General features: G+C 55.0%; 26 protein-coding genes. 14 read left to right on the top strand and 12 right to left on the bottom strand.

The genetic code is table 11. The annotated features are described in order from the left end of the window. The first annotated feature begins 2 nt into the window (after nt 1-2). Both HF945_RS14210 and HF945_RS14205 read left to right on the top strand, forming a co-directional pair. Nucleotides 3-590 (top strand): HNH endonuclease, encoded by a 588-nt coding sequence (locus tag HF945_RS14210; RefSeq protein ID WP_290523223.1) that lies wholly within the window; start codon nt 3-5, stop codon nt 588-590. Nucleotides 591-1,582: 992 nt separating this feature from the next. Next, complete coding sequence (locus tag HF945_RS14205; RefSeq protein ID WP_290523222.1) at nt 1,583-2,206, top strand: hypothetical protein; 624 nt, start codon at nt 1,583-1,585, stop codon at nt 2,204-2,206. A 16-nt stretch (nt 2,207-2,222) separates the two neighbouring features. On the opposite strand, the gene HF945_RS14200 is transcribed toward HF945_RS14205, so the two are convergent. The 3 genes from HF945_RS14200 to HF945_RS14190 form a co-directional block, all read right to left on the bottom strand. After that, nucleotides 2,223-3,185, bottom strand: a complete 963-nt coding sequence (locus HF945_RS14200) for a hypothetical protein (RefSeq protein ID WP_290523221.1) — start codon at nt 3,183-3,185, stop codon at nt 2,223-2,225. Nucleotides 3,186-3,525: 340 nt separating this feature from the next. Further along, nucleotides 3,526-5,247, bottom strand: coding sequence for a recombinase family protein (locus tag HF945_RS14195; protein ID WP_290523220.1), 1,722 nt, complete (start codon nt 5,245-5,247; stop codon nt 3,526-3,528). Nucleotides 5,248-6,085: 838 nt separating this feature from the next. Further along, entirely contained in the window at nt 6,086-6,331 is a 246-nt protein-coding gene (locus tag HF945_RS14190; protein ID WP_290523219.1) for an accessory factor UbiK family protein, read from the bottom strand. Nucleotides 6,332-6,680: 349 nt separating this feature from the next. On the opposite strand from HF945_RS14190, the gene glnK reads away from it, so the two are divergent. The 4 genes from glnK (at nt 6,681) to HF945_RS14170 (ending at nt 11,192) form a co-directional block, all read left to right on the top strand. After that, nucleotides 6,681-7,019: a P-II family nitrogen regulator gene (gene glnK / locus HF945_RS14185; protein ID WP_062814825.1), complete on the top strand. Its 339-nt coding sequence runs from the start codon at nt 6,681-6,683 to the stop codon at nt 7,017-7,019. A gap of 73 nt (nt 7,020-7,092) precedes the next feature. Continuing rightward, complete coding sequence (locus HF945_RS14180) at nt 7,093-8,355, top strand: ammonium transporter (protein WP_290523218.1); 1,263 nt, start codon at nt 7,093-7,095, stop codon at nt 8,353-8,355. A 486-nt stretch (nt 8,356-8,841) separates the two neighbouring features. Beyond that, nucleotides 8,842-10,041, top strand: a complete 1,200-nt coding sequence (locus tag HF945_RS14175) for a class I SAM-dependent rRNA methyltransferase (protein ID WP_290523217.1) — start codon at nt 8,842-8,844, stop codon at nt 10,039-10,041. Nucleotides 10,042-10,862: 821 nt separating this feature from the next. Next, nucleotides 10,863-11,192 carry a potassium channel family protein gene (locus tag HF945_RS14170; protein ID WP_290523216.1) on the top strand — a complete coding sequence of 110 codons (330 nt, stop codon included), beginning with the start codon at nt 10,863-10,865 and terminating at the stop codon, nt 11,190-11,192. 93 nt (nt 11,193-11,285) lie between these two features. Here HF945_RS14170 and HF945_RS14165 read toward each other — a convergent pair whose 3' ends face one another. Beyond that, on the bottom strand, nt 11,286-11,840 hold the full coding sequence (locus HF945_RS14165; protein WP_290523215.1) for a TetR/AcrR family transcriptional regulator: 555 nt from the start codon (nt 11,838-11,840) through the stop codon (nt 11,286-11,288). A 104-nt stretch (nt 11,841-11,944) separates the two neighbouring features. On the opposite strand from HF945_RS14165, the gene HF945_RS14160 reads away from it, so the two are divergent. Next, nucleotides 11,945-12,802 (top strand): alpha/beta hydrolase, encoded by an 858-nt coding sequence (locus tag HF945_RS14160; RefSeq protein ID WP_290523214.1) that lies wholly within the window; start codon nt 11,945-11,947, stop codon nt 12,800-12,802. An 82-nt stretch (nt 12,803-12,884) separates the two neighbouring features. Here HF945_RS14160 and HF945_RS14155 read toward each other — a convergent pair whose 3' ends face one another. Next, nucleotides 12,885-13,850, bottom strand: a complete 966-nt coding sequence (locus HF945_RS14155; protein ID WP_290523213.1) for a nitronate monooxygenase family protein — start codon at nt 13,848-13,850, stop codon at nt 12,885-12,887. A 109-nt stretch (nt 13,851-13,959) separates the two neighbouring features. Next, the gene (locus HF945_RS14150; RefSeq protein WP_290523212.1) at nt 13,960-14,577 is read right to left on the bottom strand and encodes a TetR/AcrR family transcriptional regulator; all 618 of its coding nucleotides are present in this window, start codon (nt 14,575-14,577) and stop codon (nt 13,960-13,962) included. Nucleotides 14,578-14,695: 118 nt separating this feature from the next. On the opposite strand from HF945_RS14150, the gene HF945_RS14145 reads away from it, so the two are divergent. The 7 genes from HF945_RS14145 (at nt 14,696) to HF945_RS14115 (ending at nt 21,080) form a co-directional block, all read left to right on the top strand. Then, nucleotides 14,696-15,139 carry a GAF domain-containing protein gene (locus HF945_RS14145; protein ID WP_290523211.1) on the top strand — a complete coding sequence of 148 codons (444 nt, stop codon included), beginning with the start codon at nt 14,696-14,698 and terminating at the stop codon, nt 15,137-15,139. Between the two features lie 422 nt (nt 15,140-15,561). Next, nucleotides 15,562-16,563 (top strand): putative solute-binding protein, encoded by a 1,002-nt coding sequence (locus HF945_RS14140; protein WP_290523210.1) that lies wholly within the window; start codon nt 15,562-15,564, stop codon nt 16,561-16,563. Further along, on the top strand, nt 16,563-17,021 hold the full coding sequence (locus HF945_RS14135; protein ID WP_290523209.1) for a hypothetical protein: 459 nt from the start codon (nt 16,563-16,565) through the stop codon (nt 17,019-17,021). The genes HF945_RS14140 and HF945_RS14135 overlap by 1 nt, the downstream gene beginning before the upstream one ends. Nucleotides 17,022-17,092: 71 nt before the next feature. Then, complete coding sequence (gene creB / locus HF945_RS14130) at nt 17,093-17,749, top strand: two-component system response regulator CreB (protein WP_290523208.1); 657 nt, start codon at nt 17,093-17,095, stop codon at nt 17,747-17,749. Next, the gene (gene creC / locus HF945_RS14125; RefSeq protein WP_290523207.1) at nt 17,746-19,146 is read left to right on the top strand and encodes a two-component system sensor histidine kinase CreC; all 1,401 of its coding nucleotides are present in this window, start codon (nt 17,746-17,748) and stop codon (nt 19,144-19,146) included. The genes creB and creC overlap by 4 nt, the downstream gene beginning before the upstream one ends. Nucleotides 19,147-19,500: 354 nt before the next feature. After that, nucleotides 19,501-20,859: a cell envelope integrity protein CreD gene (creD, locus tag HF945_RS14120; RefSeq protein ID WP_290523206.1), complete on the top strand. Its 1,359-nt coding sequence runs from the start codon at nt 19,501-19,503 to the stop codon at nt 20,857-20,859. Next, nucleotides 20,856-21,080 (top strand): hypothetical protein, encoded by a 225-nt coding sequence (locus HF945_RS14115; RefSeq protein WP_290523205.1) that lies wholly within the window; start codon nt 20,856-20,858, stop codon nt 21,078-21,080. The genes creD and HF945_RS14115 overlap by 4 nt, the downstream gene beginning before the upstream one ends. A gap of 427 nt (nt 21,081-21,507) precedes the next feature. On the opposite strand, the gene rsd is transcribed toward HF945_RS14115, so the two are convergent. The 6 genes from rsd to gshA all read right to left on the bottom strand — a co-directional run bounded on the left by rsd (nt 21,508) and on the right by gshA (nt 26,178). Continuing rightward, complete coding sequence (gene rsd / locus HF945_RS14110) at nt 21,508-21,990, bottom strand: sigma D regulator (RefSeq protein WP_290523204.1); 483 nt, start codon at nt 21,988-21,990, stop codon at nt 21,508-21,510. Between the two features lie 200 nt (nt 21,991-22,190). Beyond that, nucleotides 22,191-22,919, bottom strand: coding sequence for an LrgB family protein (locus tag HF945_RS14105; protein ID WP_290523203.1), 729 nt, complete (start codon nt 22,917-22,919; stop codon nt 22,191-22,193). Then, nucleotides 22,909-23,277, bottom strand: a complete 369-nt coding sequence (locus HF945_RS14100; RefSeq protein WP_290523202.1) for a CidA/LrgA family protein — start codon at nt 23,275-23,277, stop codon at nt 22,909-22,911. Before HF945_RS14100 ends, HF945_RS14105 begins: the two co-directional genes overlap by 11 nt. Nucleotides 23,278-23,284: 7 nt before the next feature. Continuing rightward, the gene (locus tag HF945_RS14095; protein ID WP_290523201.1) at nt 23,285-23,788 is read right to left on the bottom strand and encodes a disulfide bond formation protein B; all 504 of its coding nucleotides are present in this window, start codon (nt 23,786-23,788) and stop codon (nt 23,285-23,287) included. A 142-nt stretch (nt 23,789-23,930) separates the two neighbouring features. After that, nucleotides 23,931-24,125, bottom strand: coding sequence for a ribosome modulation factor (locus HF945_RS14090; RefSeq protein ID WP_290523200.1), 195 nt, complete (start codon nt 24,123-24,125; stop codon nt 23,931-23,933). 490 nt (nt 24,126-24,615) lie between these two features. Continuing rightward, complete coding sequence (gene gshA / locus HF945_RS14085; protein ID WP_290523199.1) at nt 24,616-26,178, bottom strand: glutamate--cysteine ligase; 1,563 nt, start codon at nt 26,176-26,178, stop codon at nt 24,616-24,618. Between the last annotated feature and the right edge of the window lie 32 nt (nt 26,179-26,210).

The following is a 26,210-nucleotide window of genomic DNA, read 5'->3' as shown; positions in this document are numbered from 1 at the left end:
AAATGGCGAAGAAAGAAAAAGGGGCAAGGGCCAAGCTTCGTGAGTATTTCTTGGCGAATGTTGGAAAAGTTTTAACTTCTGATGAGCTTCGGGAGGTTGCTGGTATTAGTGAATGGGCTCGTCGAATCCGTGAGTTGAGAAATGAGGAGGGATACCAGATCCTGACTCATAACGACCGCTCTGCATTAAAATCAAACGAGTACTTGTTGGAAAACTCAAAGCCTCAACCAGCATTCGAGAGAGCAATTTCAAAAGAGACAAGATCCTTCGTGTTGGATCGGAACGGCTTTACTTGTCAGATGTGTGGTGCTGTAGCTGGCGAGCCACACCCATACGATACAACAAGAAAAACACGACTCCACATTGGCCATATCATTGATAAATCCCAAGGTGGAACGGATGACCCTAGTAACTTAAGAGCTTTGTGTTCTGTTTGTAATGAGGGGGCCTCCAATCTCACTCTTGAACGACCCTCGGCGTTAAAGCTTCTGTCTCAAGTTCGTAGAGCTAGAGGCTCAGAGCAGGTAGAGCTTTTAAAGTGGCTTGTTCAAAAATTCCCCAAGCAAACTAGAGAAATGTTAGAGGATTGATTGAGGCCCTTAATTGGGCCTTTTTTAAAAATTTTCGACAAAATTTATAGTGTTTGTTCTATCTTATCTCTTTCTTCTATTCTATTAATACGTTTGTTATTTAAAAGCACCTAACCCTTCGTTTCACTTCGCCCTTCACTTTGTGAAGCCTCACTTTGCTTAACTCAGTTTAAGTTTATTGCCTGTTTTTCCAGAAAGCGAAGCGATTAGGTTTTGGCTTTGGGTTTTGATTAGCAAAGTGAGTCTCTCCTTCCACCCAGTTAAGAGGCTTCAAGAAAGTCAGCTTTGCATGATCAATGTCATATGTGCTTATGCATTGATTACAAGACACTTAAACAGATACACAGCCTGCTCACTCCACCCTGTCTTGTTCCTTTTGACGCCCAGCCCGGTCAGGTTTGCTATGCAGTTACCAAGTACCATTTTTAAAGCTGTTTACCAAAAGGCGCTTCGTGGGTCACGTCTACGGAGTGCTCCCCGTTGTAAACGCTAAGAATAAAACTTGTGACAACACCCAACCAACACGACTAACGATCCAAAGTGTTATGCGGATATAGTGAAAAAATTATTTTTTTGAGTGGTTTGTTTTGGCAGGACTTGAAATACAAAAAATGAGTGATAATCTTTTTTGTATGGTGCCAGTCCTGCCAAAGACCAATCTCCACCATACCAAGAGTCGCTTAATGCGGCTCTTTTTTATTCCTACAAAAAATGTTTTCATATTTTTTAATTTTGTCAAATTATTTCTTTATTAATATCAACTATTGTTTGCCACATTTTTTACCACATAGAGCGTAGTGATATGTTTTTGTGTGTGGTTTACCACATTTACATACTGCCCGCACAGTGCAGTAAATGCTTTGCTTTAGTAATGAAATAGAAAAGCACTTTTCAGTGCTTTATTAATTTTTTATTCTGCTTTAGTAGATATTTTATTGACTCCCGATTTTTAAATGATAATTTTTATTAAGAAGAACAAAAAAGGAGAAAAAATGAAAAAATTAGAGGAAATTAAAAATGAATTAATCAAAAAGATTTATTCTTTTTTTGATATATTCGAAGACCTTCTCATGGAAGAACTGAAAAAATATAACTACGACTGGTTCAAAGTAACGAATAATTTTAAAGAAAGAGGCAGTGTATTGTTTGGTGAAATAGAAGAACGTTACGATAACCATGTAAAAGAAATAAATGAATATAACAAAGGAGAATGTAGAGGATTTGACGGAGAAAAAGAATATGACGAAATCTGGGAGTTTTGTTCAGATGAAATTTTAGTGTATGTAGATAGAGAAGTTGGTGATATAAGAGACGATAATTATTTCTACGGCTATTATTTTGACGATGTTAAAGACGAAAGGCTGGTGAGCCTTGCAAAAGAAATTTCAGACCTAGGGAAATGTTTAGAAAAACAAGTAGACAAACAAGAAGACGAACTGAATAAATTAGAGGGCATGAAGAGAAACCTACTGATTCAGAAAGATTCATTACGAAATACCTTAAAAGAAAAATCGGAAGAATTAGTAGGCATAATCAATCAAATTGAAGACGTTGAAGAGCAACTTCCCAAAGTGAAAAAACTTATTAAAGATCATTTATTAAACAGGGCTGACTAGCCCTTTTTTTTAAATTTTAAATTTGAAATTTTTTAATTATTCTTCCAGCTTTCTTGAGATCTTTTTCTGTAATCTCTGACTGTATTTTCTTGAAACTGTTGAGTTGTTCTTTATAGTCTTGTCCAGACTTAAATGCTTCTTCTAATTTCTCAAAAGCCAAAAGCATTGGCTGTATCTTTGTGTTGTGTAATTCTTCTAACTCTTGATATTCAGCCAGTCTTTCTTCTTGCTCTTTAAGATTTAATTTCTTTTCTGTTATGTCTTTATCGAGATTGTGAACCAGCTTCCTGACTTTATCGTATCTGTTAATTATTTCGCTTAACTTCTTGCTGACAACAAACGTATCTTTGTCTAAATGCTTCCTGTTCCTTTCCCCTTTTGATATTCCCCTACGAAATCCTAACGGTTTAAATGCTAATGCTGCGTAGTCTTGCATTTTCACAAAGTTATGATTTAAGGGTAGGGTCTTGCCGTTTTCGTCTTTTCCTTTCTTCATCAAGTCACGCAATGGCGCTTTTTTCTTCTTAAAATCATAGTTAAAGAAGTACACATGGGCATGTATGTTTCGCTTGAATTCGCCCGTTTTCTCGTCTGCATGACCTTCATCGAGATGAAGCTCATAGCCGAGGGGCTGGAAGCCGAAATCAGCGTATATCGCTTTAATATAGCGCTGCATACATTCATCAAACTCTTTCTTTCCGGGCTTTCTCTCTTTGAATTGATCCTCAGAGAATACAACCACATGCTCAAACAGCACGTTCATCTTCTCTTGTGGTCTTCTGCCTGATGCTTCTTTGTATTGCGTCATACAGTCGTCTAGCGACTGGTAACGCATCCCAAAGTTATAAGGGGTGTATTTCTCTACTACGTTGGGGGAATTGCTGTGCTTTCGGTAGCCGTGTGCCAGCACTTTCTGTGCTGCACCGCTCTTGTAGTATTGTGTTCTTACTGCGACGAAATTCTTTTTATTCTGACTCATGCTTATCCAGTTCTTTATGATAATAAAATTATCATTTTTTCACTGGATCGCAAGAGCCAGATTTAACTCACTAAAGCATAACAAGTTATGCAGTGAGCAAAAGAGGCTCCGCCCCTTCTTGAATCCCCGGAAAAGAAAAAATCAAAATCTATTAAAGCAGTGGTCTTTGATTTTGTGGTTATAAACAATGTCAAGCAAAGCGAGACAGCAAGCGTAAATGGACACTTGTGGCTTATTTGCTACTGCTTGCAACAATAAAATGTGTTCCATTTTATACTGCTTGCACATTTCTCCAAATGTTCTGCTTTATAAGAAAAATGCAAGCAGTGAAAGCAGTGCTTTAGTAGTCTTCTGGGTCTGGCAGTGTGTGGCTCCAAAACTCAAAATTATTGTCTGTGTGTTTCAGCCAAGCCTTTTTCGACTGAACAATTTCTCCGGCGTCAGCATAGTCGAAAGAAATATCTTTCCCTGCCTTTGACTTAATAATGGCAAAGTTGTGGAAGGGGTAGAATGCGATGAAGTGGATGTATCGCTTAAGTGCTTCATTGATTTGAGATCTGCTGTAGTATGTGCTGCCTTCGGCATTTGCCTTATCCAGTATCTCTTTGAACTTTTCTTTGTTGTTATTGGTTTCTCTTTCCCTCTGGGCAAGCGCTGCTTCTTTATCTCTTATCGTATTTGATAATTCTGACTGCTTTGATTCGAGTTCGGATAACTTTCCTTTTAGCTTCTTAGAGTTAATTCCTTCGGCAATAGCATTGATAATGTTGTCAATCTTCTCTTCTGTTTCTTTAAGCTCTGCCCTGATGGCTTCACATTCTTTATGCTTCTTGTTTATCTGGATGGTGATTTCGGATTTCCTACCAGAAAGATCTTCAACTGAAATATCTTTGAATGTGTCAAAGAATCTGCCTTCTAAGTTGTGATAGTGGATTTGTTTGTAAGAGCATCCTGACCCTGTTACTGCGCTAGAGCATACAAGAGCGTTTCCGTCTCCATTTTTCCCCTTTGCTCCTTTCGAAACGTAGCGCATTGTGCTGCCGCATTCTCCGCATACAGCAAGACCAGTGAATAGGTTTGAAAACTTTTCACCTTTCCTGCCCTTTCTTCCTCCCCGGTTTTTTCTTATTGACTGTAGGTAGTCAAAGTCTTCTTTGCTTATAAGTGCAGGGAAGTAGTTTTCTATAACAATTCCAGTCTTAACCCTTTTCCTGACATACCGTTGTTTCATTTCAGAGAAAGAAATGTCATTCCTGAATACTTCAAGAGCGCCATATAGTGCAGGGTTGTCTAGAATCTTGTTCAAATATGAGTGGTGCCAGAGATCGGCCTTAGAGATTGTTTTTACTTTGTTCTGGTTGAGTTCTTTGGCTAGGGTTATGAATCCGAAGCCGTCAAAGTACATTTTAATGATTTGTTTGACTGTGGTGGCCTTTTCCTTGTTTAGCCTGAGTTCTCCTTTTCTGTCCTTCTTGTTTTGCCATTCAATATCAATCCAAGCTGGGGCTTCACCTGTGATGATCTTTGGTGGTTGGCCCGGCACCACTTCACCATATCCACCTTCTGACCACTCTTTCACTATTCTGACTTTTTCGTCGTACTTAGATTTGACCCTTTCACTCTTGATGGCACTTTCTTCATTTGCACGTTGAAAAATCAGAAGACACTCAATCAACTGCATGGCAGTGGCTGACTTATCGTATTCTTTTGCTACACCACCAGATAACGTGACAATAGTTACCCCCTTTCTCGTTATCCTGAGAAAGAGATCCAAGGCGTCATCAATGGAATTCCTGCTCAGCCTGTCCAGGCTTTCACAAATGAGGATGGCGTCTGATGGGATGTCTCCACTCTCAATGCCGTCGAGAAACGTCTTTAAAGCCCCTTGTCGTGCATTCTTTCCTTTAAAAGCACTGACACCCCTATCTGTTAGGGTTTTGTCCAGTATTAGCCCTTTTTCGGCTATATAGTGGTCTACAAGCTCCTGCTGACGGCGTAGAGAGTCGCCTCGGGCTTGTGTCTGATTTGAAAATCGTTGATAGGAGTACGCAATTCTAGCCATTGCACAATAGTACCAGTGATTTGGGGTTTATTAGTATATGCAATGGTGAAGGCAGGGAGCCCCGGGGCCAGGTGGGTTTCTACCCGGACTTCCCGGGCTTCGATACCCAATGGTGCGCGGCTATACAGTAAAGCGTGTGTCACGGTTCCTCGCCTGTGCTTATCACTGCAGGGCAGTGTAAGGGGGAACGTGACGGGCCGGTGTGCGAGGTTGGCGGGGCTCGGTGTAGGAGATTGGCTTTGTTAGCTACGAGCTACGCTCGGTTGGATTAGGGAAGGGCAAAAGGTTCCCGATCTCCAATGCCAAATTCGAAGCCGCTGTAGGAGCCTGCCTGCAGGCGATTCGAGCCTAAGCGAGGTACGGATACCAGAGACGCTGTTAGAACTTCAGAAACTCGAGGTGCGAACCTGCGGTGGTGGTGGATCCCACCTGGCGGACATGACTCCTGCTGAGATGCCATCGCACCATGATATGTGCGTGTCCTCGCCGGACGGGCCCTAGATTGGATTTACAGGGGCGAATAAGTTCCTGGCGGTTGGCGGTTTCCTTTGCGGCTGGATTCGCCCAGGCGAGCTGGGCTCCTACAAAAATGGCGTTTCGACGAAGCCGCTGTAGGAACGTAGCGCAGCGGAGTAACGCACGGAGTGCGGACCGAAGGGTGAGCGAAGCGAATAACACCACTTGAGGTGCGAACGTGTGTAGCACGGAATCGACCTAAGGGCGGTCAGGCATTTCCGGGCTCGACATGCTTCCAAAGAACAATCTCCCTTCGGTCGCCTCGCTGCGCTCGGTTCGTCCCCTGGAAGGGAACGCCTACAGGTAGGGGAGGGCCGCTGCTTTAGCCCTCGCTCTTCTCCAGCTCGGCCACCTGCTTCTCCAGTGCTTCCAGCTTTTCGCGGGTGCGCATCAGCACCTGTTGCTGGATGTCGAATTCTTCCCGGGTGATCAGGTCCATGCGGCTGACGGTTTCGGCCAGTACGCTACGTACGTTTCGTTCCACTTCGCTGCGCAGGCCGCCGAGATCGGTGGGCAGGCGGCGGCTGATGTCGGCCATCAGGCGGTCGATAAAAGGCTGATCAGGCATGTTGACTCCGGTGTGGACAGGATAATGGCACAAGGCGCGAGTATGTCCTTGTAATCCGGTGAGGATGGTAGCACGGTGTGTGACTTTGGGGCACAGCGTGGCGCAGACCGATACCGTGCTGCACCAAATTGGATCTCGCCCCAAAGTGGTGCCCTATAATGGCGCGCAGTCCTCCCCGAGTCGGGGTGGTGCAAGATGTAACCCACTGAATTTGCATGATTTTCAAAAACTGGCATGGGTCGTGCACTTATTGGGTCAGAGCGTTCGAGCAAGCTGTGGATCGGGAACCATAACGGGGCTCGAAGTGAAACGGACGTCACCGGACGCGGTGAAAGCTGAGGAGAATGAAATGAAATTGGTTACTGCCGTAATTAAGCCGTTCAAATTGGACGACGTGCGTGAAGCACTCTCCGAGATCGGCGTGCAGGGCATCACCGTTACCGAGGTGAAAGGCTTTGGACGCCAGAAAGGTCACACCGAGCTGTATCGGGGTGCCGAGTATGTTGTTGATTTTCTGCCCAAGGTAAAAATCGAGGTAGCCATCGCCGAGTCCTCCCTGGACCAGGTGATCGAGGCCATCGCGAAAGCCGCTAATACCGGCAAGATTGGTGACGGCAAAATTTTCGTTACCACCCTTGAGCAGGCCATTCGTATCCGCACCGGCGAGACCGGCGAGGACGCGATTTAAGTTTTACCGTGTTTTGAAATCGACCCATGCCAGGGCTTGAAAAAACACGCTTCCATTTTCGGAGGGTTGCATTGTGGAAAACCAAATTTTTGAACTGCAGTATGCCATGGACACCTTTTACTTTTTGGTGTGTGGCGCATTGGTAATGTGGATGGCAGCAGGCTTTGCCATGCTGGAAGCGGGCCTTGTCCGCGCCAAAAACACGACCGAAATTCTCACCAAGAACGTGGCGCTGTTCGCCATTAGCTGCATCATGTATCTGGTGTGCGGTTACGCCATCATGTACGGCGGCGGTATCTTCCTGAGCGGGATCGAAGCCTTCGATCTGGCCGGTGTGCTGGCAGATTCTGCCGAAGCCGGTTTTGATGGTGGTTCCGTTTACTCTGGTGCTTCTGACTTCTTCTTCCAGGTCGTGTTCGTGGCCACTGCCATGTCCATTGTCTCTGGTGCGGTTGCCGAGCGCATGAAACTGTGGGCTTTCCTGGCCTTCGCAGTGGTCATGACTGGCGTTATCTACCCGCTGGAAGGCTCCTGGACCTGGGGTGGTGCTGATGTGTTCGGCATGTACAACCTGGGCGACCTGGGCTTCTCTGACTTCGCGGGTTCCGGCATCGTTCACATGGCGGGTGCTGCTGCTGCCCTGGCCGGTGTTCTGCTGCTGGGCGCTCGTAAAGGCAAGTACGGCCCGAACGGTGAAGTGCACGCGATTCCGGGTGCCAACCTGCCGCTGGCTACCCTGGGTACCTTCATCCTGTGGATGGGCTGGTTCGGTTTCAACGGCGGTTCCGTACTGAAACTGGGCGATGCTGCCAACGCACACGCTGTAGCCATGGTGTTCCTGAACACCAACGCCGCTGCCGCCGGTGGTGCTGTGGCTGCCCTGATCGTAGGCCGCATCCTGTTCGGCAAGGCTGATCTGACCATGCTGCTCAACGGTGCACTGGCGGGTCTGGTTGCCATCACTGCCGAGCCGTCCACGCCGACTGCCCTGCAGGCAACCCTGTTCGGTGCTCTGGGTGGTGTACTGGTTGTATTCAGCATCCTGACCCTGGACAAGCTGAAGATCGACGATCCGGTGGGTGCTATCTCTGTACACGGTGTTGTAGGTCTGCTGGGTCTGCTGCTGGTACCGATCACCAACGGTGAAAACTCCAGCTTCTCTGGCCAGCTGATCGGTGCTGCTACCATCTTCATCTGGGTATTCGGTGCAAGCCTGGTAGTGTGGGGTATCCTGAAAGTAGTCATGGGTATCCGCGTCAGCGAAGAAGACGAGTACGAAGGTATGGATATCGCAGACTGCGGTATGGAAGCCTACCCCGAGTTCGTCAAGAACTAAGCAGGATACGCATCACGCAACACGCGTCATGCAAGACAAAAAAGCCCCGGCCATCTGGCCGGGGTTTTTTGTGGCCGCTTCGCGGCCGCCAGACGCTGGATGCCTGACGCTTGACGCTAAGAGCTGAAACCAACCCCCTCTTTCACCACAGAGGGCACAGAGAAAGACAGTCTTTCTTCAGTGATCTCTGTGTCCCCTGTGGTATCTGCCTTTAACGACGCAGGGCAATAGCGTTGCCTGACCTGACGAGCACAAGAGCGACGCTCCTGCAGGGGGGGCTCCGTAGCAGCCGATTCCCGCTAATCCGCGAAGAACCTTTTCTATGGCCGCTTTGCGGCTGCTGTGGGAGCTTGCTTGCAAGCGAAGGGGGGCTGGAGAGTGGGGTAACCTTCGTTTGCAGGCAAACTCCCACAAAAGATACGTCTCCCTCGGGATGAGAGTGCCTGTGTTATCATGCGCCCTTTCCGGCCTGCCAATGTATTTACCATGACCGAATCGACTGTTATCCGCCTGCGCAAGAATGAAGAACGCCGCCTCAAGGCCGGGCACCTGTGGATCTACGCCAACGAGATCGATACCCGGCAGACGCCACTGAAAGAGCTACCGGTGGGCGCGGCCTGTGTTGTCGAAGACAGCCGCGGAAAGCCTCTGGGACGCGCGCTACTCAGCCCCCATTCCCTGATTGCGGCACGGCTTTACAGCCGTGATGTGAAGCAGGAACTGTCACGCAGCTTCTTCAAGAAGCGTATCGAGCAGGCGCTGGCCCTGCGGGAGACGCTGTTTGATGAGCCCTGTTATCGGTTGATCTTCGGAGAAGCGGATGGTCTGCCCGGGCTGGTGGTGGATCGTTTCAACGATGTGCTGGTGGTACAGACGGGGTCCGGCGCCATGGAGGCGCATCTGGAGGTGATCGTCAGTGCTCTTGATGCGGTACTCAGTCCCTCTCATATCATTGCCAAGAACGAGGCGGCAGCCCGTGAGATCGAGGGCATGGAGCGCTACACCAAAGCCCTGAAGGGCGACTTGCTGGATGAGGTGTCGTTGCTGGAGAACGGTGCCCGTTTCAGTGCGCCGTTAGCGGAAGGTCAGAAGACAGGCTGGTTTTATGATCATCGCAGCGCGCGGCAGAAAATGGCCCCGCTGGCTAATGGGGCGCGGGTGCTGGATGTGTTCTCTTACTGCGGCGGCTGGGGTATCCAGGCGGCACTGGCTGGTGCGGATACGGTGACCTGCGTGGATGCGTCGGAAACCGCCATCGAGTATGTGCACCGCAATGCGGAGCTGAATGGTGTGGGGGACAAGGTGGGCTCCATGCAGGGGGATGCCTTCGCGGCCATGAAGCAGCTGATTGCGGATGGGGAAAAGTACGATCTGGTGGTGCTGGATCCGCCGGCCTTTGTGAAGCGAAAGAAAGACTTCAAGAATGGCCTGGCTGGCTATCACGCCATCAACGAGCTGGCCATGCGGCTGGTGAAGCCGGGCGGTTACCTGATCTCGGCGTCCTGCTCCATGCATATGCCGGCGGACAAGCTGCTGGACGTGATCCAGTCCAGCGCCCGACATATTGATCGCAGCATTCAGGTGATCGGTTATGAAGGCCAGGGCCCGGACCATCCGGTGCATCCGGCGATTCCGGAAACCTCGTACCTGAAAAGCTGGTTCTGCCGGGTTAACTTTAGTCAGTAGCTGTGAGCTGTGAGCTACGAGCTACGAGCTACGAGCTACGAGCTACGAGCTACGAGCTACGAGCTACGAGCTACGAGCTACGAGCTACGAGCTACGAGCTACGCTCGATTGGATTAAGAAAGGTCGAAAAGTTCCTGGGTTTTCGGCTTTTCTACGAAGCCGCTGTAGGAGACTCAACTTGTTGAGCGAACCGAGCGACAGCGAGGAACTGAGATGCCGCTGGCACGAGGCTTTGTTTGAACCTGTAGGAGCGTGCCTGCACGCGATCCGAGGCTAAGCGAGGTAAGGATTCCAGAAACGCCTTTTGTGCCGACTGTAGGAGTACCTCTTGAGGTGCGAACCTGCGGTGATGGTGGTCCCCACCTGGATGACAAGGTATCTTCTGGTATTTCATCGCATTATGATGAGTGTGTGTCCTCGCCGGACGGGCCCAAAGGGGTGTAGCGCGACACCCCTCTGGACTCCCCCGCGCCCCGACTCCGTTCGGCCTGCTCCGCAGGCACACTCCGGTACTCGCCCTGTGACGGACGCAAAAAAGACTCGCTCCGCTCAGACAGGTTTTTTGCTCTTCGCCGTCACAGGGCTGCGTTCCTTGACTCACTCTAACGGGGAAGGTGCTGTGCTGATGGCATTGGCGTTCTTTTATAGCGCAAACGCTTAGAGTTGCTGTAGGAACGTAGCGCAGCGGAATAAAGCACGTAGTGCGCCCCGAAGGGTGAGCGTAGCGAATAACGGTCGTTTGCTATGCCCTCCGGGTGCGACCGCGATCCGAGCCCTGGCGAGGTAAGGATTCCAGAAACGCTGATTGATGAGGGGAAAAAATGGAATTCACACTGCTGTTTCTGGAGTTGTTCCTGAAAGCCATGCGCCTGGGCTTTCCCTTGCTGGCGTTTTTCTTCTTGTTGATCACTCTTCTGGGGCAACGGGTGGGGCGGATTGAAGGCTGGTCCCGCTTTGACGCTTTTTATTGGGCGTTTATCACTGCCCTTACCGTGGGCTACGGCGACTTCCGTCCCTCCAGCCGCAAGAGCAAGCTGCTGGCACTGGCCACTGCCACGGTGGGCATCATGTTCAGTGGGGTATTCGTGGCAATAACGGTGGCTGCAGCCACAGAAGCTTTTCACCGTTATATGCCTGCAGGTGTCGGCTGAGTCCATTCGCAATAACGAGAGAAAGCGCTGGCTCCGGCCACTCCTTCGCGCCAGGCTTTCACAGCTCACAGCTCACAGCTCACAGCTCACAGCTCATAGCTGATCCTGCACATTGAAAGGCAGCAGCCCGGCAATCTCTTCCTTGACGCGTTTGTCGCTAACGCCAAGATCCTTGAATTCCCCTTCCACCAGGCCATCCGCCAGACGCTCAATCTGCAACAGGCGGATGCTGATGTCGTGCTTCATGCTGGCGGGCAGCGACAATGCTGTGAGGATGGCTTTGACCTGCCGCTGGCGGCTGAGCGTGCGGGCACAGCGCACCGCATCATTTTCAACGGCGAGCAGGCGCAGGCTGCGCCGGAAGATCCGGTAATCGCGGTGCTGTCGCACAATGGCATCAGCAACCCGGATCGGCGTGCCCCCCTTGCTAACCAGCTTTTCCAGTCCTTGCCGCTCCTGGCTTTCCCAGGCCTCGTAAACCGCGACAAACACAGCAGTCTTGTTCGGGAAGTGCCGATAAAAGGTCTGCGGTGAGAAGCCGGCCCGCTGGGCAATCTTGTTGGTATCCGTGCCCTGAAAGCCCTGCTCGTTGAACTCATCCGCCGCCGCCTGCAGTAGTTGTTGCGTGGTTTTAGCTGGCTTGGCCATGGTTTCTCCGACGCTGAATGGTGAACGTGATAGTGGGGAATTCGTCGATGTGTGATATAAATATCACATCATAGTGATACTTATATCACACAAGGTGGGTGAGAATGAAGCGATACGCCTGTGGTGTGCCAGAAACGGCACAGTTTGTGGATTGTGACGGGGTGCGGTTGGCGGTGTCCCGGGAGGGGCAGGGCCCGGCCCTGGTGTGCCTGCATGCAGTGGGTCATGGTGGTGGTGATTTTGCCGGGCTTGCCGCCATGCTCAGTGATCGCTATGAAGTGATCCGCATTGACTGGCCAGGTCAGGGGCGTTCGGGTGCGGATAACCGGCCGGCGTCGGCGGCCCGCTACAGTGAATTATTGGCGCAGGTGCTGCAGCAGCTGCAGATTGAGTGCCCGGTGATTGTCGGTAATTCCATCGGTGGTGCGGCGGCAATGCTGTATGCCAGCAAGCATTCCGTGGCGGGGCTGGTGCTGTGTGATGCTGGCGGACTGGTGCCGATGTGGCCGGTGGTCAAGGGCCTGACCCGTCTGTTCCGCGGTTTCTTCCGGTCTGGTGAGCGGGGCGCGCGTTGGTATCCACGGCTGTTCCGCTGGTACTACCGGTTTATGGTGCTGCCTGCACCGGCGGCCAGGCTGCAGCGCGAGCGTATTATTGCGGCCGGTAGCGAGTGTGCGGGGGTGCTGGCTGAGGCCTGGGACAGTTTTGGTCAGCCGGAAGCGGATCTGAGGGCAGTGGCGGCCCGCTTGCAGGTGCCGGTGTGGGTGGCATGGTCAAGGTCAGACCGGGTGATTCCATTGTGGTTGTGCCGTCCGGCAATCCGGCGGATACCGCAGGCTCAGCTGACCCGTTTCGCGGGCGGACATTCGGCATTTCTCGAGCAGCCGGATACGTTCCTGGGCGCATTGATTGCCTTTCTGGCGAGTCTGGATCCATCCGGCGAAGGCGCCCAGGCAGGCTGATCGTTACGGCGATCGGTTTTCAGGGAACCTCCGTGTCCGCATGCGGGACGGCAACCTCGCGAGGCTGCCGTCTACGGGGTTGTCAGCTGTTGCACAGTGCCTTTTTGGCGGCGGCGTATTCATCAGCCAGACGTGCCACGGCATCACCGGCACTCTGTACGGCCTCAATGGCGCCAATGCCCTGGCCGCAGCCCCAGATATCTTTCCAGGCTTTCTTGTCGCTATTGCCGCCGGAGCCGAAGTTCATGGCAGACGGATCGCTTTCCGGCAGGTTGGTGGGGTCCATGCCGGCATTGACGATGGACGGCGCCAGATAGTTGCCGTGCACCCCGGTGAACAGGTTGCTGTAGACGATATCCTTGGCGCTGCTTTCCACAATCATGTCCTTGTATTCCTGCACCGCATTGGCTTCTTCGGTGGCGATAAACATGGAGCCGATGTAGGCCAGATCGGCGCCCATGGCCTGGGCCGCAAGTACCGAGCGGCCGCTGGCGATGGAGCCAGACAGCGCCAGCGGGCCATCGAACCACTGGCGCAGCTCCTGGATCAGGGCAAACGGTGATTGGGTGCCGGCATGGCCACCCGCACCGGAGGCAACGGCGATAAGGCCGTCGGCCCCCTTCTCGATGGCCTTGTGTCCGAAGTAATTGTCGATGATGTCATGCATCACCATGCCGCCCCAGCCGTGCACGGCGGTGTTCACTTCTTCGCGGGCCCCCAGGGAGGTGATCACCAGCGGCACCTTGTACTTTTCACACAGTTCCAGGTCTTTCTCCAGACGATCATTGGAGCGATGTACGATCTGGTTGACGGCAAACGGCGCGGCAGGCTGATCCGGGTTTTCTCGATCCCACTTGGCCAGTTCCTCGGTGATCTGTGACAACCACTCATCCAGTTGGGATAGAGGGCGGGCATTCAGGGACGGAAAGGAGCCGATCACCCCGGCCTTGCACTGGGCCAGCACCAGTTCCGGGTTGGAAATGATGAACATGGGGGAGCACATGACCGGCAGGCGGAGCCGGGAAGTAATGGATTCTGGCAGGGACATGGTCGCTTTCCTCGTACAGGGGCCCGGGATCGGGCAAATCATTTACGGTATAAATTTACATCGTATATTTTAAAGGTCAAGCACTCTCGCCGGGCCGTGAGCGAAATGGTCAATCATCCAGGTGGGGCGGGTGTGCCTTCATACCGGCGTACAGGGTGCGCATGATCTTGTCGCGCAGGGTGTCGCCATTCATGCCGCGCAGGCCACTGGCCAGCTCCAGTACCACGATGCCATGCAGTGTGGCCCAGAACATGTAGCCAATCAGTTGAGCGTCCCCCTCGAGCAGGTCGGCGGCGATCATCTCCTCCACGTAGGTGACCATGGCTTTCTGGGCCCGGGCATTGGCGGTGACCAGTTCCGGGTATTGGTCCTCATCCTGCTGGGAGAAGGCAAAAATCAGTTGATAGGCGGCGGGATAGGTCTTGGCGAAATTCACATAGGCATCGCCCACGGCGCGGCCCTTGCTGCGCGCATCCGGGGCGTTGGCCACGGCGTTTTCCAGGGCACCGGAAAAACGGTTGAAGGCTTCGGCGCGTACGATGGCAAGAATTTCTTCCTTGTCCCGGAAGTAGCGGTAGGGGGTCATCGGGCTGACGCCCACTTCGCTGGCGATCTGCCTCATGGTCACATTCTGCGGGCCCCGTTCGATGAACAGGCGAGTGGCGGCTTCGCAAACGGTATGACGGAAGTGTGCGATCTCGGCTTCGGTTTTTGCTTTTTTGGCCAAAATGGCACTCCGCTGTTGATTAACATATACAGTGTAAACAAAAAAAATCGGGCAGTAATAGACCGGAGCGGCACGAAACTTGAAAGATTCGGTATCCAGACCAGTCAGGAAGAGTGCCGTGCCCTTACCTCCGGATTTCATGCATGCCCGCGTCGATGCGGTTCGCAACCGGCTCAATGTGCAGGTATGCAGCCTGTATCGGGCCGATGTGGTGAATCAGACACTGGAAATCGTTGCGACCAGCGGCCTTAACCAGAATGCGCTGGGGGCCACGCTGTCTTTTTCCCAGGGGCTTACCGGCAAGGTTGCCCGTTCCCGGTCACCGGTGGTGGCCAGGGATAGCCAGAAACACGAGGCGTATTTCCATATCGAAGGCTCCGACGAGGAGCGCTACCGCAGTTACCTGGGGATCCCGCTGGAGCATGACAGCGTGCTGTATGGGGTTCTGGTGGTACAGACCGAAGCCCTCAAGACCTTTTTCCTGAAGGATATCCGTGAACTCCACGGCGCTGGCAGGGACCTGCTTGACGCGCTGAAATTGAGCGTGCGGCAGGCGGGGTGAAAAGCAGCTTCGAGCGGCGAGCTTTGAGCTATGAGCTGTGAGAAAAATCAAAACCCTGAATATTAAGGCTGTCCGGTTTTTTCTCATGGCTGGCAGCTCATAGCTCATAGCTCATAGCTGATCTTCTCAGCTCGCCAGTCAGCTTGGCGCATTGTTCTGCTCTGCCCATTCTACCCACCCCCTCTTTCCCTGGCCGGGTGGATCAGATGGCCTGACGGTTCTTGTGTGACGCCTGTCTTTGCGTGAGGTAATGGGCGTTTCTGTCATGATGCCGCTTTTTCGGTCTGTTGTTGCATGCCGTTGTTGTGAATGATTTTGCTAGTCTGGGTTTGGCGCCGGCGATGGATGCCTGGCGCAGTGCGAGCCGGGGCTCTGTTGATGCAGAAACTCTGGTCACCGGATCAACCCACTATGAGCGAATCATGAAAACAACACGATATGCATGGAAGCATCTCCTGATCGGACTGCTGCTCGTCGTCCTGGCGCCGGAAGTGGCGGCCAGAACGATCTGCGTCTTCAGCCTGATTGGCGCGCAAGGCGACTTATGGGAGCAGATGGAAGGCTACCAGCTGGCCGCTGCCGGGTGGGGAGAGCCTGTAGAGCTCAAGGTGTTCACCGATGAACGCGTGGCGGCGGAAGATCTCAAGGCGGGGTTCTGTGATGGACTGATGATGACCGGGATTCGTGCCCGTCAGTTTGTTCCGTTTACCGGTAGCATTGATGCCATTGGCGGTTTGCAGGATTACACCAGCCTGCAAACCCTGATCGAATTACTCGCCCATCCCAAGTTGGCAGAAAGCCAGCGGCATGGCGCCTATGAAACCGCCGGCATTCTGCCGCTGGGTGCCGCTTACCTGCACATCAATGATCGCACCATCAACAGCGTGGAAAAAATCGCGGGCCACACCATGGCGGTGTTTGATAATGACCGGGCGCAGATCCTCATGGCCGAACATGTGGGCATGCGCCCAGATCTGTCCGACGTGAGCAACTTTTCTTCAAAATTCAATAATGGTGTGGTGGATGTGATCGCAGCACCAGCGGTGGCCTATTTGCCGTTGGAGCTGTATCGCGGTGTGGGTGCCAGAGGGCTGGTGTTGAAGATGACCACTGCCCAGCTGACCCAGCAACTGGTGCTGCGGCATGAAAAATTTTCGGCGGAGTTTATCGCTAAATCCCGGCGCTATTTTGCTGACCAGTTTGAGTCGGCCATGAAGGTGGTGCGCGATGCGGAAAAGGATATTCTGTTTTTCTTCCCGCCTCCGGATAAGGATCGCAACCGCTACCGGCAGATGATGGATGATGCCCGCGTGTTTCTGATCGAGTCAGGCGTCTATGACACTGACATGATGGCGTGGATGAAGAAAGTGCGTTGCAAGGTGTCTCCGGAGCGGGCGGAGTGTGGCAATGGGAGGGCATGGTAATGCAACGAGCCATTTGGATTTTGATATTGACCGTGTTTTTTATGCCTCTGGTTGCCCATGGGGAAGATGTGAAGGATGTGCTGGAACGCTACGAGCAGGCGTTGCGCGAGCAGGACAGTGACACCATTGCCGCCCTCATGGCAGAAGATGCCCGTATCAGTGTGGCCATGCAGATTGGGGAGGAAGCGCCGATGGTGATTTCGCTGACCCGGGACGAGTTTCTGCAGCAGCAAAGGGCGCTCTGGCGTTTCGCCTCGGATCACGCTTTCAGTATTGGCAAGCCGGCTATTCGCAAGGCGTCTGAAGACAATGGTGCGCAGGTGAGCTTTACAATGAAAGAAGAGTACGACCTGTTCCAGACCACCCTGCATCGGGAAAACAACATTCACCTTGAGCTGGTGCCAGACGGTGATCGCTTGTTGATACACACGCTGCGTATCCGCACCCGGGAGTGGTGATCTGCTGACGGGCTGGGTTATGCAATGGGCTGTGGGTATCATGCAAGTGTGACTGGCAAGGATACCCTTTCGTGACCCGAGTACTGATTGTTGATGATGAGCCGCGCATTGCGGAGCCGTTGATGTTTGCGCTGGAGCGTGAGCACTTCTCGGTTTGCCATGTGGCATTGGGTGAGGAAGCCCTGTCCCGGCTGGCTGCCGACAAGGTGGACCTGGTGGTGCTGGATGTGGGGCTGCCGGATATCAATGGCTTCGAGGTGCTCAAGCAGCTGCGTCAGCGCAGTGAGGTGCCAGTGTTGTTTCTCACCGCCCGCCAGGAAGAGGTGGACCGCATTCTCGGGCTGGAGCTGGGGGGCGATGACTATGTCACCAAGCCGTTCAGTCCGCGGGAAGTGGTGGCACGGATTCGCGCCATTCTCAAGCGTGGCCAGCCCCGTCAGGCGCAGACGCTGTGGCAACTGGATGAAGCAGGGGCTCGCATCCTGTGTAAGGGGCAGGCGCTGTCACTGACCCGTTCCGAATACCGGATTCTGGCGGCCATGATCCAGCATCCCGGGCAGGTTTTCAGCCGCGCCCGCCTGTTGGATATCTGCGACAGCGATGAAGACAGTTTCGAGCGCAGTGTGGATACCCACATCAAGACCCTGCGCGCCAAGCTGAAACCCCTGCACAGCGATCACCTGATCGCCACCCGCCGTGGCATTGGCTACTACCTGGAGACCGCGTGAAGCTCGGTCAGCGTCTGCTGCTGTTCTACTTCCTGATACTCGGGTTATTGGGCTGGTTCGTGCTGGACATGGTGTTCAGTCAGGCCAAGCCACTGGTGCGCCAGTCGGCGGAAGAAACCCTGGTGGATGCCGCTAACCTGCTGGCAGAAATGGTGGCGGTGGATGCGCAGAATGGCGCTATCGTGATCACCCCGCAATTACGGGAAGCCCTTCAGCGTTATGCAGCGCGAACTCCGGATGCGGATATCTGGGGCATGAAGAAAGGTGGTATTCATACCCATGTCTATATCACCGGGCCAGATGGCGTGGTGCTGTTTGATTCGAGGGGCCGTGACGAAGGGGAAGATTTTTCCCAATGGAATGATGTCTACCTGACACTGCAGGGCCGCTACGGTGCCAGGACCACCCGCAGTGACCCGGGGGATCCATCCACGTCGGTGATGTATGTGGCGGCGCCGATCCGCGATGCCGGTAGCCTGATCGGGGTGATCAGTCTGGGCAAGGCGGGCCGTTCCATCGAGCCTTTCATTCAGCGCGCCGAGCGCCGGCTGATGTGGTACGGCGGCGGTGTGTTGCTTTTTTGTCTGGTGCTGGGCGGCTTGCTGGTGTGGTGGCTGAGCCGCCGGGTCAATCGTTTGCAGGGTTATGCCCAAGCGGTGGCGGCGGGGGAACGTGTGTCGCCGCCGGCGTTTCGTGGCCGCGATGAGATTCATGCCCTGGCCGACGCGGTGACCGCCATGCGTCGCAAGCTGGAAGATCGCGCCCGGCTGGAAGATAACGTCACCCTGCTCACCCACGAAATGAAAAGTCCGCTGGCCGCGATTCGCGGCGCTGGAGAAATTCTGGCTGACGAAATTGCTGATCCTGCGCTTGAGCGCTTCACCGATAACGTGGTGCATGAAAGCCTGCGCCTCAGTGATCTGCTGGATCGTCTGCTGGCCATGGCGCAACTGGAAAAGCTGGAATGCCTGCCGGCGCAGAAACAGGCCGTGGATGTGGCATCCCTGGCGAGACAATGGCAGCACAGTCGCTATGCGCTTGTGCAGGAAAAAGACGTCTGCGTCTCGGTGAATGGTGAAGGGGTTCATGCCGAACCGGACACCCTCAAGCTGGCGTTATTCAATCTGCTGGATAATGCCCTGCGCTTCGCCGAGCCGGACTCGGTGCTGACGGTGGAGGCCAAGGCGGGATTATTGCGGGTGAGCAATCAGGGGCCGCAGATCCCTGACTATGCCCTGGCCCGTGTCACCGAGCGTTTCTATTCTCTGCCCGCCCCGGGCCAGGAAAAAAGCTCTGGCCTGGGCCTGGCCATGGTCCAGGAAATTGCCAGTTTGCATGAGGGCACTCTTAAGGTGGAAAACACCGCCGATGGCGTGGCGGTGACACTGCATTTATAGCTGCAAGCTTCAAGCGACAAGCTACAAGGAAAGTCAAAAGCAGACCAGAAGAAGACAGGGGGGGTTACTGTGGGAGCGTGCTTGCACGCGAATAACACCGGGTGAAATTAACGGCCATCGTCTGCAGGCAGGTTATTCGCTTCGCTCACCCCTTCGGGGCCGCACTCCGTGCGTTACTCCGCTGCGCTACGTTCCCACAGGGGGAAGTTACCTGTGCCCTTTTGCATCCGTTAGGCTTTTGACTTTCCTCGCCGCTCAAAGCTCGCAGCTCGCAGCTGCCTTCCCCCACACAATCCCCACAAAACCCTCCCATTCCGCCGGCATTCTTTCCCCAACCATTGAGGGAGAGGAACCATGCGAAACAGTCTGTTTTTGAAAATGCTCACCATCGCCGGTCTGATGCTGGTGCTGGTGGTGCCGTTGATGATGATCCAGGGCAAGGTGCGTGACCGCAGTAATGAGGCCTGGCGGGTGAAAAACGAGATCGCCCGCCAGGTGAGTGGTGAGCAGATGGTCAGCGGGCCTTTGCTGGTGGTGCCGCGGGTGCGTCGTTATCTGGCGGAAAAATCTGATTGTGAGGCACCAAAGGATTGCCGTGTGGAGCGCCACCGGCAGGTGCTGGAGAGCGCCATCCCGGACACGCTCAGCATTGATGGGGAGCTGCAGACCAGCATGCGTTACCGCGGTATTTATGGCTCGCCGGTGTATCGCAGTCTGATGCAGCTGGAGGCGGTGTTCCCGGCCAGCTGGCGGCAGGCCAAACAGCCGGAACAGGTGGTGTCGTCGCAGGCGCCTTTATTAGTCATGCAGATCGCCGACCTGCGAGGCCTGGTGGAACGGCCGCAGATTTTTGTCAACGATGTGGCGTTGCCGTTGGTGGAAACCGAACAGCTGCCCTCCAGCCTGGGTGACAGTGCGGTGGCGGTGAAGCTGCCGCCAAATATTCAGGGTGCTTTTACTGTGAAGGTGCGCCTTAACCTGAATGGCACCGAGTCCCTGGCCACCCTGCCGCTGGCCAAGGAAACACGCATGGCGCTGCGGGCAGACTGGCCCCATCCCAGTTTTGAAGGGCTGGTATTGCCGGTGGAAAGAGAGGTGGGCGGGGACGGTTTTACCAGCCAGTGGCGCACCAACAGTCTGGCCGCCGCCAGTGCGATTCATTGTGCGCAGGGTAACGGACTGTGCAACGAGCCGGATCAGGCCCTGCGGGTACGTCTGGTGCAGCCGGTGACGGGGCTGCTGTCCAGTGAGCGGGCATTGAAGTATTCCTTTCTGATTGTGGGGCTCACCTTTGCCGCCTTTTTCCTGTTCGAGGTGCTGCGCCGATATCCGTTGCATGCCATGCAGTACCTGCTGGTGGGGCTGGCACTGGCCATGTTCTATCTGCTGCTGGTGGCGCTCAGTGAGCATATCGACTTCGTCTGGGCCTATCTGGCTGCGGCCTTGTCGTGCTGTGCGTTGATTGGCGTGTACCTGGTGGCGGTGATGCGCTCACCCGCTTCCGGATGGGGATTCGCCGGCAGCCTGCTGCTGGTGCAGGGACTGATTTACGGCATCCTGATGGCGGAAGATTACGCCTTGTTGTTGGGCGCCTTGTTGCTGTTCTCTGCCCTGTCGGCGGTGATGCTGGTGACCCGCAAGCTGGATTGGTATGGCTTTGCTGGAGGCCGTGGGCAGCAGAAAACGTCACTGGCGGATGAGGCGAGCTCATGAAGCGTGCGGTGCACGTCATCATCCATGCCCTGCTGATCGCCACCCGGGAACAGCCTGGTCATGCCGATCAACTGCTGCGTCAGGCCTTGCGCCTGGCGCAGCAGGCTCTGGCCCAACAGGCGGATGATCGCGAGGCGATTCGTTGTCTGGGACTGCTGTGGTGGCGACTCGGGGCAAGGCGACGGGGGCGGGCGTTGGTAAGCTTCAGCTATGAGTTATGAGCTACGAGCTACAAGCTACAAGCTACAAGCTACAAGCTACAAGCTACAAGCTACAAGCTACAAGCTACGCTTGGATTGGGAAAACCAATAAAGTTCCCAAGGTTGTGCGTTTCTACGGAGCTGCTGTGGGAACCGGAGTGCAACGGAGGTAACAGCCGCAGGCTGGCCCGAAGGGTGAGCGCAGCGAATAACGAGCCTGCTCGCGATCCGAGCCTGAGCGAGGTAAGGATTCCAGAGACGTGTTTCGAGCTTAAAGTAGAACAGGGGCAAACCGCGACAGATCCCAGAAAAACATCCTCCCTTCGGTCGCCTCACTGCGCTCGGTTCGCCCAGGCGAGCTGGGCTCCTACAGGGCTGAATGATCGCTTGGGGACATGTTTTTCGGTTTTTCGCGTGTTGCCTGTTGCGTGAAGCGTGACGCGTTCCCTCAATGCATTGCCTGGCGCAGCGGCGGTTCCTGCTGGTGAATGCTGAGGATCAGTTGATCCTCCAGAGCAAAACGCTCTTCCAGACTTTGCATCAGGTGGCTGATGCGCTGGGGTAGCTGGTCCTGGTGTTCGGCGATATGAGCCGGGTTGTCAAAGTCGGCATTGAAGGCCAGGGCCTCGTCAGTGGAATTATCCAGCTGGCGAAGGATGTGATGGGTCAGGGCGGGGTTTTCGCGCTGGAAGTGCCGTGCCTCATTGACCAGTTCGCGGTAGACCTCGAAGTAGCCGGCGCTGATGTAATCCATCAGCAATTCGCAAAACCGCTGCAGCTGTTTGTGTTGCGGCTGTTGGTTGCCAAGCCCGCGAATGCCCTGCAGGGTGCATAACAACACAATCAGTTGCTGGCGTTCATCCAGCCAGGCCTTGACCAGGGTTTCAATGCGTTGCCATTGTGCGATGGCGCTGGGTGAGGTGCTCGCCATGGGTGTCCTCCTTGTCTGCCGTGTTTCCCTACGGGTTTTCGAGACTAGGATGATCGAGCGGGGCGCCGCAATGGGCAGAATGGGGCGTCATCGCGGAACGGTCATGTGTGTGAAAAAAAAGGGTGGGTGGTCAGTAACTTGCCGCTAAAGACGGATTTTTCATAACGACATGTTTTTTTGCGCCTGCCCGGGCACAGAGTTCAGGACAGCAGGCCGGCAATCCAGGGCCAGATCCAGGGCAGCGCGAGGGCCGTGACCAGGCCACACAGGCCCAGCGCCAGCCCGCTGAAGGCACCGGCTTTCTCGCCATATTCAAAGGCGCGCGCCGTGCCGATGGCATGGGCCACCAGGCCCAGCGCAAAGCCGCGGATGCGGTCATCCTTCACCTTGAGCAGGCGGTATATCGGGCCGGCAGCCAGGGCGCCGACGATGCCGGTGATGGCCACGGCGCCGGCCACCAGGGATTCCGAGCCGCCGGTGGATTTGACCACTTCCACAGCGATGGGGGTGGTGATGGATTTGGGGGCCAGGGAGGCAATTACGTCTTCGGGGGCACCCAGCCACCAGGCCAGGCCTACGGAAATGGCCGCGGCGATAAAGGCGCCAATCAGGGTGGCGATGATGAGCGGTGTCAGCACGCTGCGCACGGTATGCAGCTGACGATAGAGGGGCCAGGCCAGGGCCACGGTAGCGGGGCCAAGCAGGAAGGCGATCAGGCTGGTCTGTTGCCGGTATTCCTCATAATCCACGCCCACCAGTGGCAGCACCACGATAACCGGAATGGAGGCCACCAGGAAGGGGTGGAACAGGGGCAGGCTGTTGCTTTTGCCGTACACCCACAGGGCGAACTGGTAGCTGGCCAGGGTGAGGAGAATGCCAAACAGGGGCGTGTGCACCAGCCCGGCCAGACCTTGCAGATCAGTGTCCATGGCCGTCCTCCTTTTCCCGGTGCTTGCCGCCCATCAGCAATTTCAGCATCAGGGTGACCAGGATCAGGCTGACGATGGTGCCGCCCACCACGGCCACCACCAGCGCCAGAGCGTTTTCCTGATAGCGGTCCCACTGCAGCACGATGCCCACACCCAACGGGAAGATCAGCAGGCTGATGTGCTTGATCAGGGTGCCTGCCGCGGTGGCGACGCGCTGGGTGAACGGCGCGTTCAGCAGCAGAGCGATCAGCAGCAGTACCATGCCCAACACCGGGGCAGGCAAAGGCAGCCCGGTAAGGCGAATGAGCACCTCACCGAGGAATTGGAAAAACAGCAGGATCAGCAGGCCATCGATCATGTTGCTGTCAGCGGGGCAATGGGCGGAACAGCTGGATCAGGGCTACCAGCAGCAGGCCGGAGAAGACCACCAGCGTCCAGGCCGGCAGGCTCAGACCGAGGAAGCTCCAGTCCAGTTCGGCACATTCCCCGGAGCCGGCCAACACCTGCTGCACCACATTCTGCAGGGGAAACACATCCAGCATGTATTCCAGGCCCGGCCCGCAGGCAGGGACTTCGTCAGCGGGCAGGCTCTGCAGCCAGATATGGCGAATGGAGATGGCCCCGCCACCCATGGACGCCAGCGCGGTGAGAACGGCATACACCCGTATGCCCACCCGTTTGGGGCCATGCAGGACCGCCACCAGCAGCACCAGCGCCGCGGCCATCACGCCCACGCGCTGAAAAATACACAAGGGACAGGGTTCAAGACCGTCCACATGTTGCAGATAAAGGGCGCCCGCCATGGCCACAATACAGCCGAGCAGGGCAAGCAGATTGAGTAGTCGCGGAGCAGGGATCATGGACGTCATGGTGGGCTCTTTCGTTCGTTGACGCCGGAAGGGTAGGGAAAAGCGTGGGTGGCGGCAAGGCTATAACGACAAGGGGGCCGTTGGGGATTGCCGTTGTGCCCAGGTGGCCAAAGCCGGCGACCCGGTGTGAGGCCGGAGGGATTCAGGCCTGACGGATCTGGCTGTCTTTCAAATTGCGTTCGTTCCAGGCATCAATGCCGGCTTCCCAGCCCTGGAACCACCATTCGGTGAGTGGGTCTTCGGCGGTGTAAGGGCAGCGATTGCTGTCGCCCCCTCCGAGCCCCCACATGCACCCCTGGTTGTACGCTTTTTCTCGCTGTTGCTGGTTCGGGGTCATCCTGAGTCTCCCGGCTTGGTTCCGTTGAGACTAGCACCACGACGGGAATTGCATAGGGAGACAATGCGCATTTTTGTTGAGAAGCGCAGGCAAAGTGCAACAACGTGTACGAATGGTCACGGAGTGTGTGACGCAGGTTTGGATTACGCTACGGGCCCGGTGGATTGGATCGGGAAAACCGGAATAGTTCTCTGGTTTTTTGAAGAACGGAAACGCCTTCCAGATCGTTGAGTTCGGCGACTCTTAAATGGCATGGCCTGCTGTAGGAGACTCAGCTTGCCTGAGCGAACCGGCGACAACGAGGCGATGAGTTGTGAGTTTCGAAAGGCAAAACCCCAAATCGCGTGCCTGGCCCAAGTTTTTGATCTTCGAAACTCGTCTCTGGAATCCTTACCTCGCTTAGGCTCGGATCGCGAGCAGGCTCGCTCCTACGGCGGGGTATAGCGAGGGTTGTACCGACGCAAAAAGGCGTCAGGCGTCAGGCGTCACATCAATCCCTGAAATAATCCGCCAGGTACTCCTCGAAGGAGGGTTCCTCGGTCTGGTCGAGGGTGGCCTGCTCTTCCAGACTGCTGGCCGCCAGCTGTTCCAGTCTGGCGTTGGTGTCGTCGCAGCGTTGGCGGGAAAGGAAGTGATCGCGGTGGGCGAGGGCCTGGTTCATGGCGAACTGGAAGAAACTCTGCTCGCGACCTTCCAGTTTTTCCAGGATGCGGGCGGAAGGGGTGGCGTCCGGAGTGGACACTTTTTCCTGCTGACGTGCCAGCGCGTTGGCGTAATCGTTTCCGCCATGGGCGCGGTCGAACAGCTCGGCGATGGGCTGCATCTGTTCCAGTTTTTCCGTGGCCCAGTCCTTCAGGCTGACGGCCTTGCCCCAGCGGCACAGTTCAACGCTGGTGTTGCGGCCTTCATAGACCACTTTCTGCAGGTTGGACTTGCTGGCGTTGAGGTCACAGGCCTCCAGCTGGGGAGATTCCATCAGCAGACAGTAGGTGGCAAACAGGTCCAGGAAGCGGATTTCCTGCTGGTTGATACCCACCGGTTCGAACGGGTTCAGATCCAGGGCACGGATCTCGATGTATTCCACGCCGCGCTTCTGCAAGGCGGTGGTGGGACGTTCGCCGGAGTTGATGGTGCGCTTGGGGCGGATGGAGGAGTAGTACTCGTTCTCGATCTGCAGGATGTTGGCGTTGAGCTGCTGGTAATTACCGGCCGCATTTTTCACGCCGAATCGCTCGTAGGCTGCTTCCGGGGTCTTGATGGCGTGGGTCAGGGTCTCGACGTATTCATCCAGATTGTTGTAGCTGATCGCCAGTGAGGATTGGGCATTGTTCTGGTAACCCAGATCACTCATGCGCAGGCTGGTGGCGAAAGGCTTGTAGAGGGTGTGGTCGAAGGTGTCCAGCTGGTGCTCGCGACCGGCCAGGAAGGATTTGCACAGCGCTGGAGAGGCGCCGAACAGGTAGACCAGCAACCAGGAGTAGCGCTGGAAGTTGCGGGTCAGGTCGAAGTAGCGGCGCGAGATGTAGGTCTGCAGCGGCGCGTCGTCTCCTTCCAGTTGCTGGTGCAGCTGCCAGAACGTTTCCGGATAGGAAAAGTTGTAGTGGATGCCGGCGATAGTCTGCATCTTGCGACCGTAACGGTGCCCCAGCCCTTCCCGGTAGATGGTCTTCATGCGGCCAACATTGGAGTTGCCGTACTGGGCTACGGGTACATCGCTGTCCTTGCTGATCATGCAGGGCATGGAATTCACCCACAGCACTTCGTCACCGATGTGGCTGTACACATAGCGGTGCAGCTGTTCCAAAAAGGCCAGCGGCTTGTGGACTTCGGTGGTGGGCGGGGTAATGAATTCCAGCAGCGCCTCGGAATAATCCGTGGTGATGTAGGGGTGCGTCAGGGCGGAGCCCAGGGCCGTAGGATGTGGCGTCTGCGCCAGGGTGCCATCGGTGGTGATGCGCAGACTTTCCTTCTCGATACCGCGACGGATGCCGGCCAGGGTGGCGGCGGCATTGGCATCGAGCAGGGCGTGGATTCGCTGTTCCAGTTGTTTCATGGCTGGGCCCGGTCCGGGCCGCCGGGTCGTGC

Source organism: Alcanivorax sp. (genome assembly GCF_017794965.1).
Taxonomy (GTDB): domain Bacteria; phylum Pseudomonadota; class Gammaproteobacteria; order Pseudomonadales; family Alcanivoracaceae; genus Alcanivorax.
The sequence above is the reverse complement of the archived record's forward strand: the minus strand, read 5'-3'. Positions and strand labels throughout refer to the sequence as shown.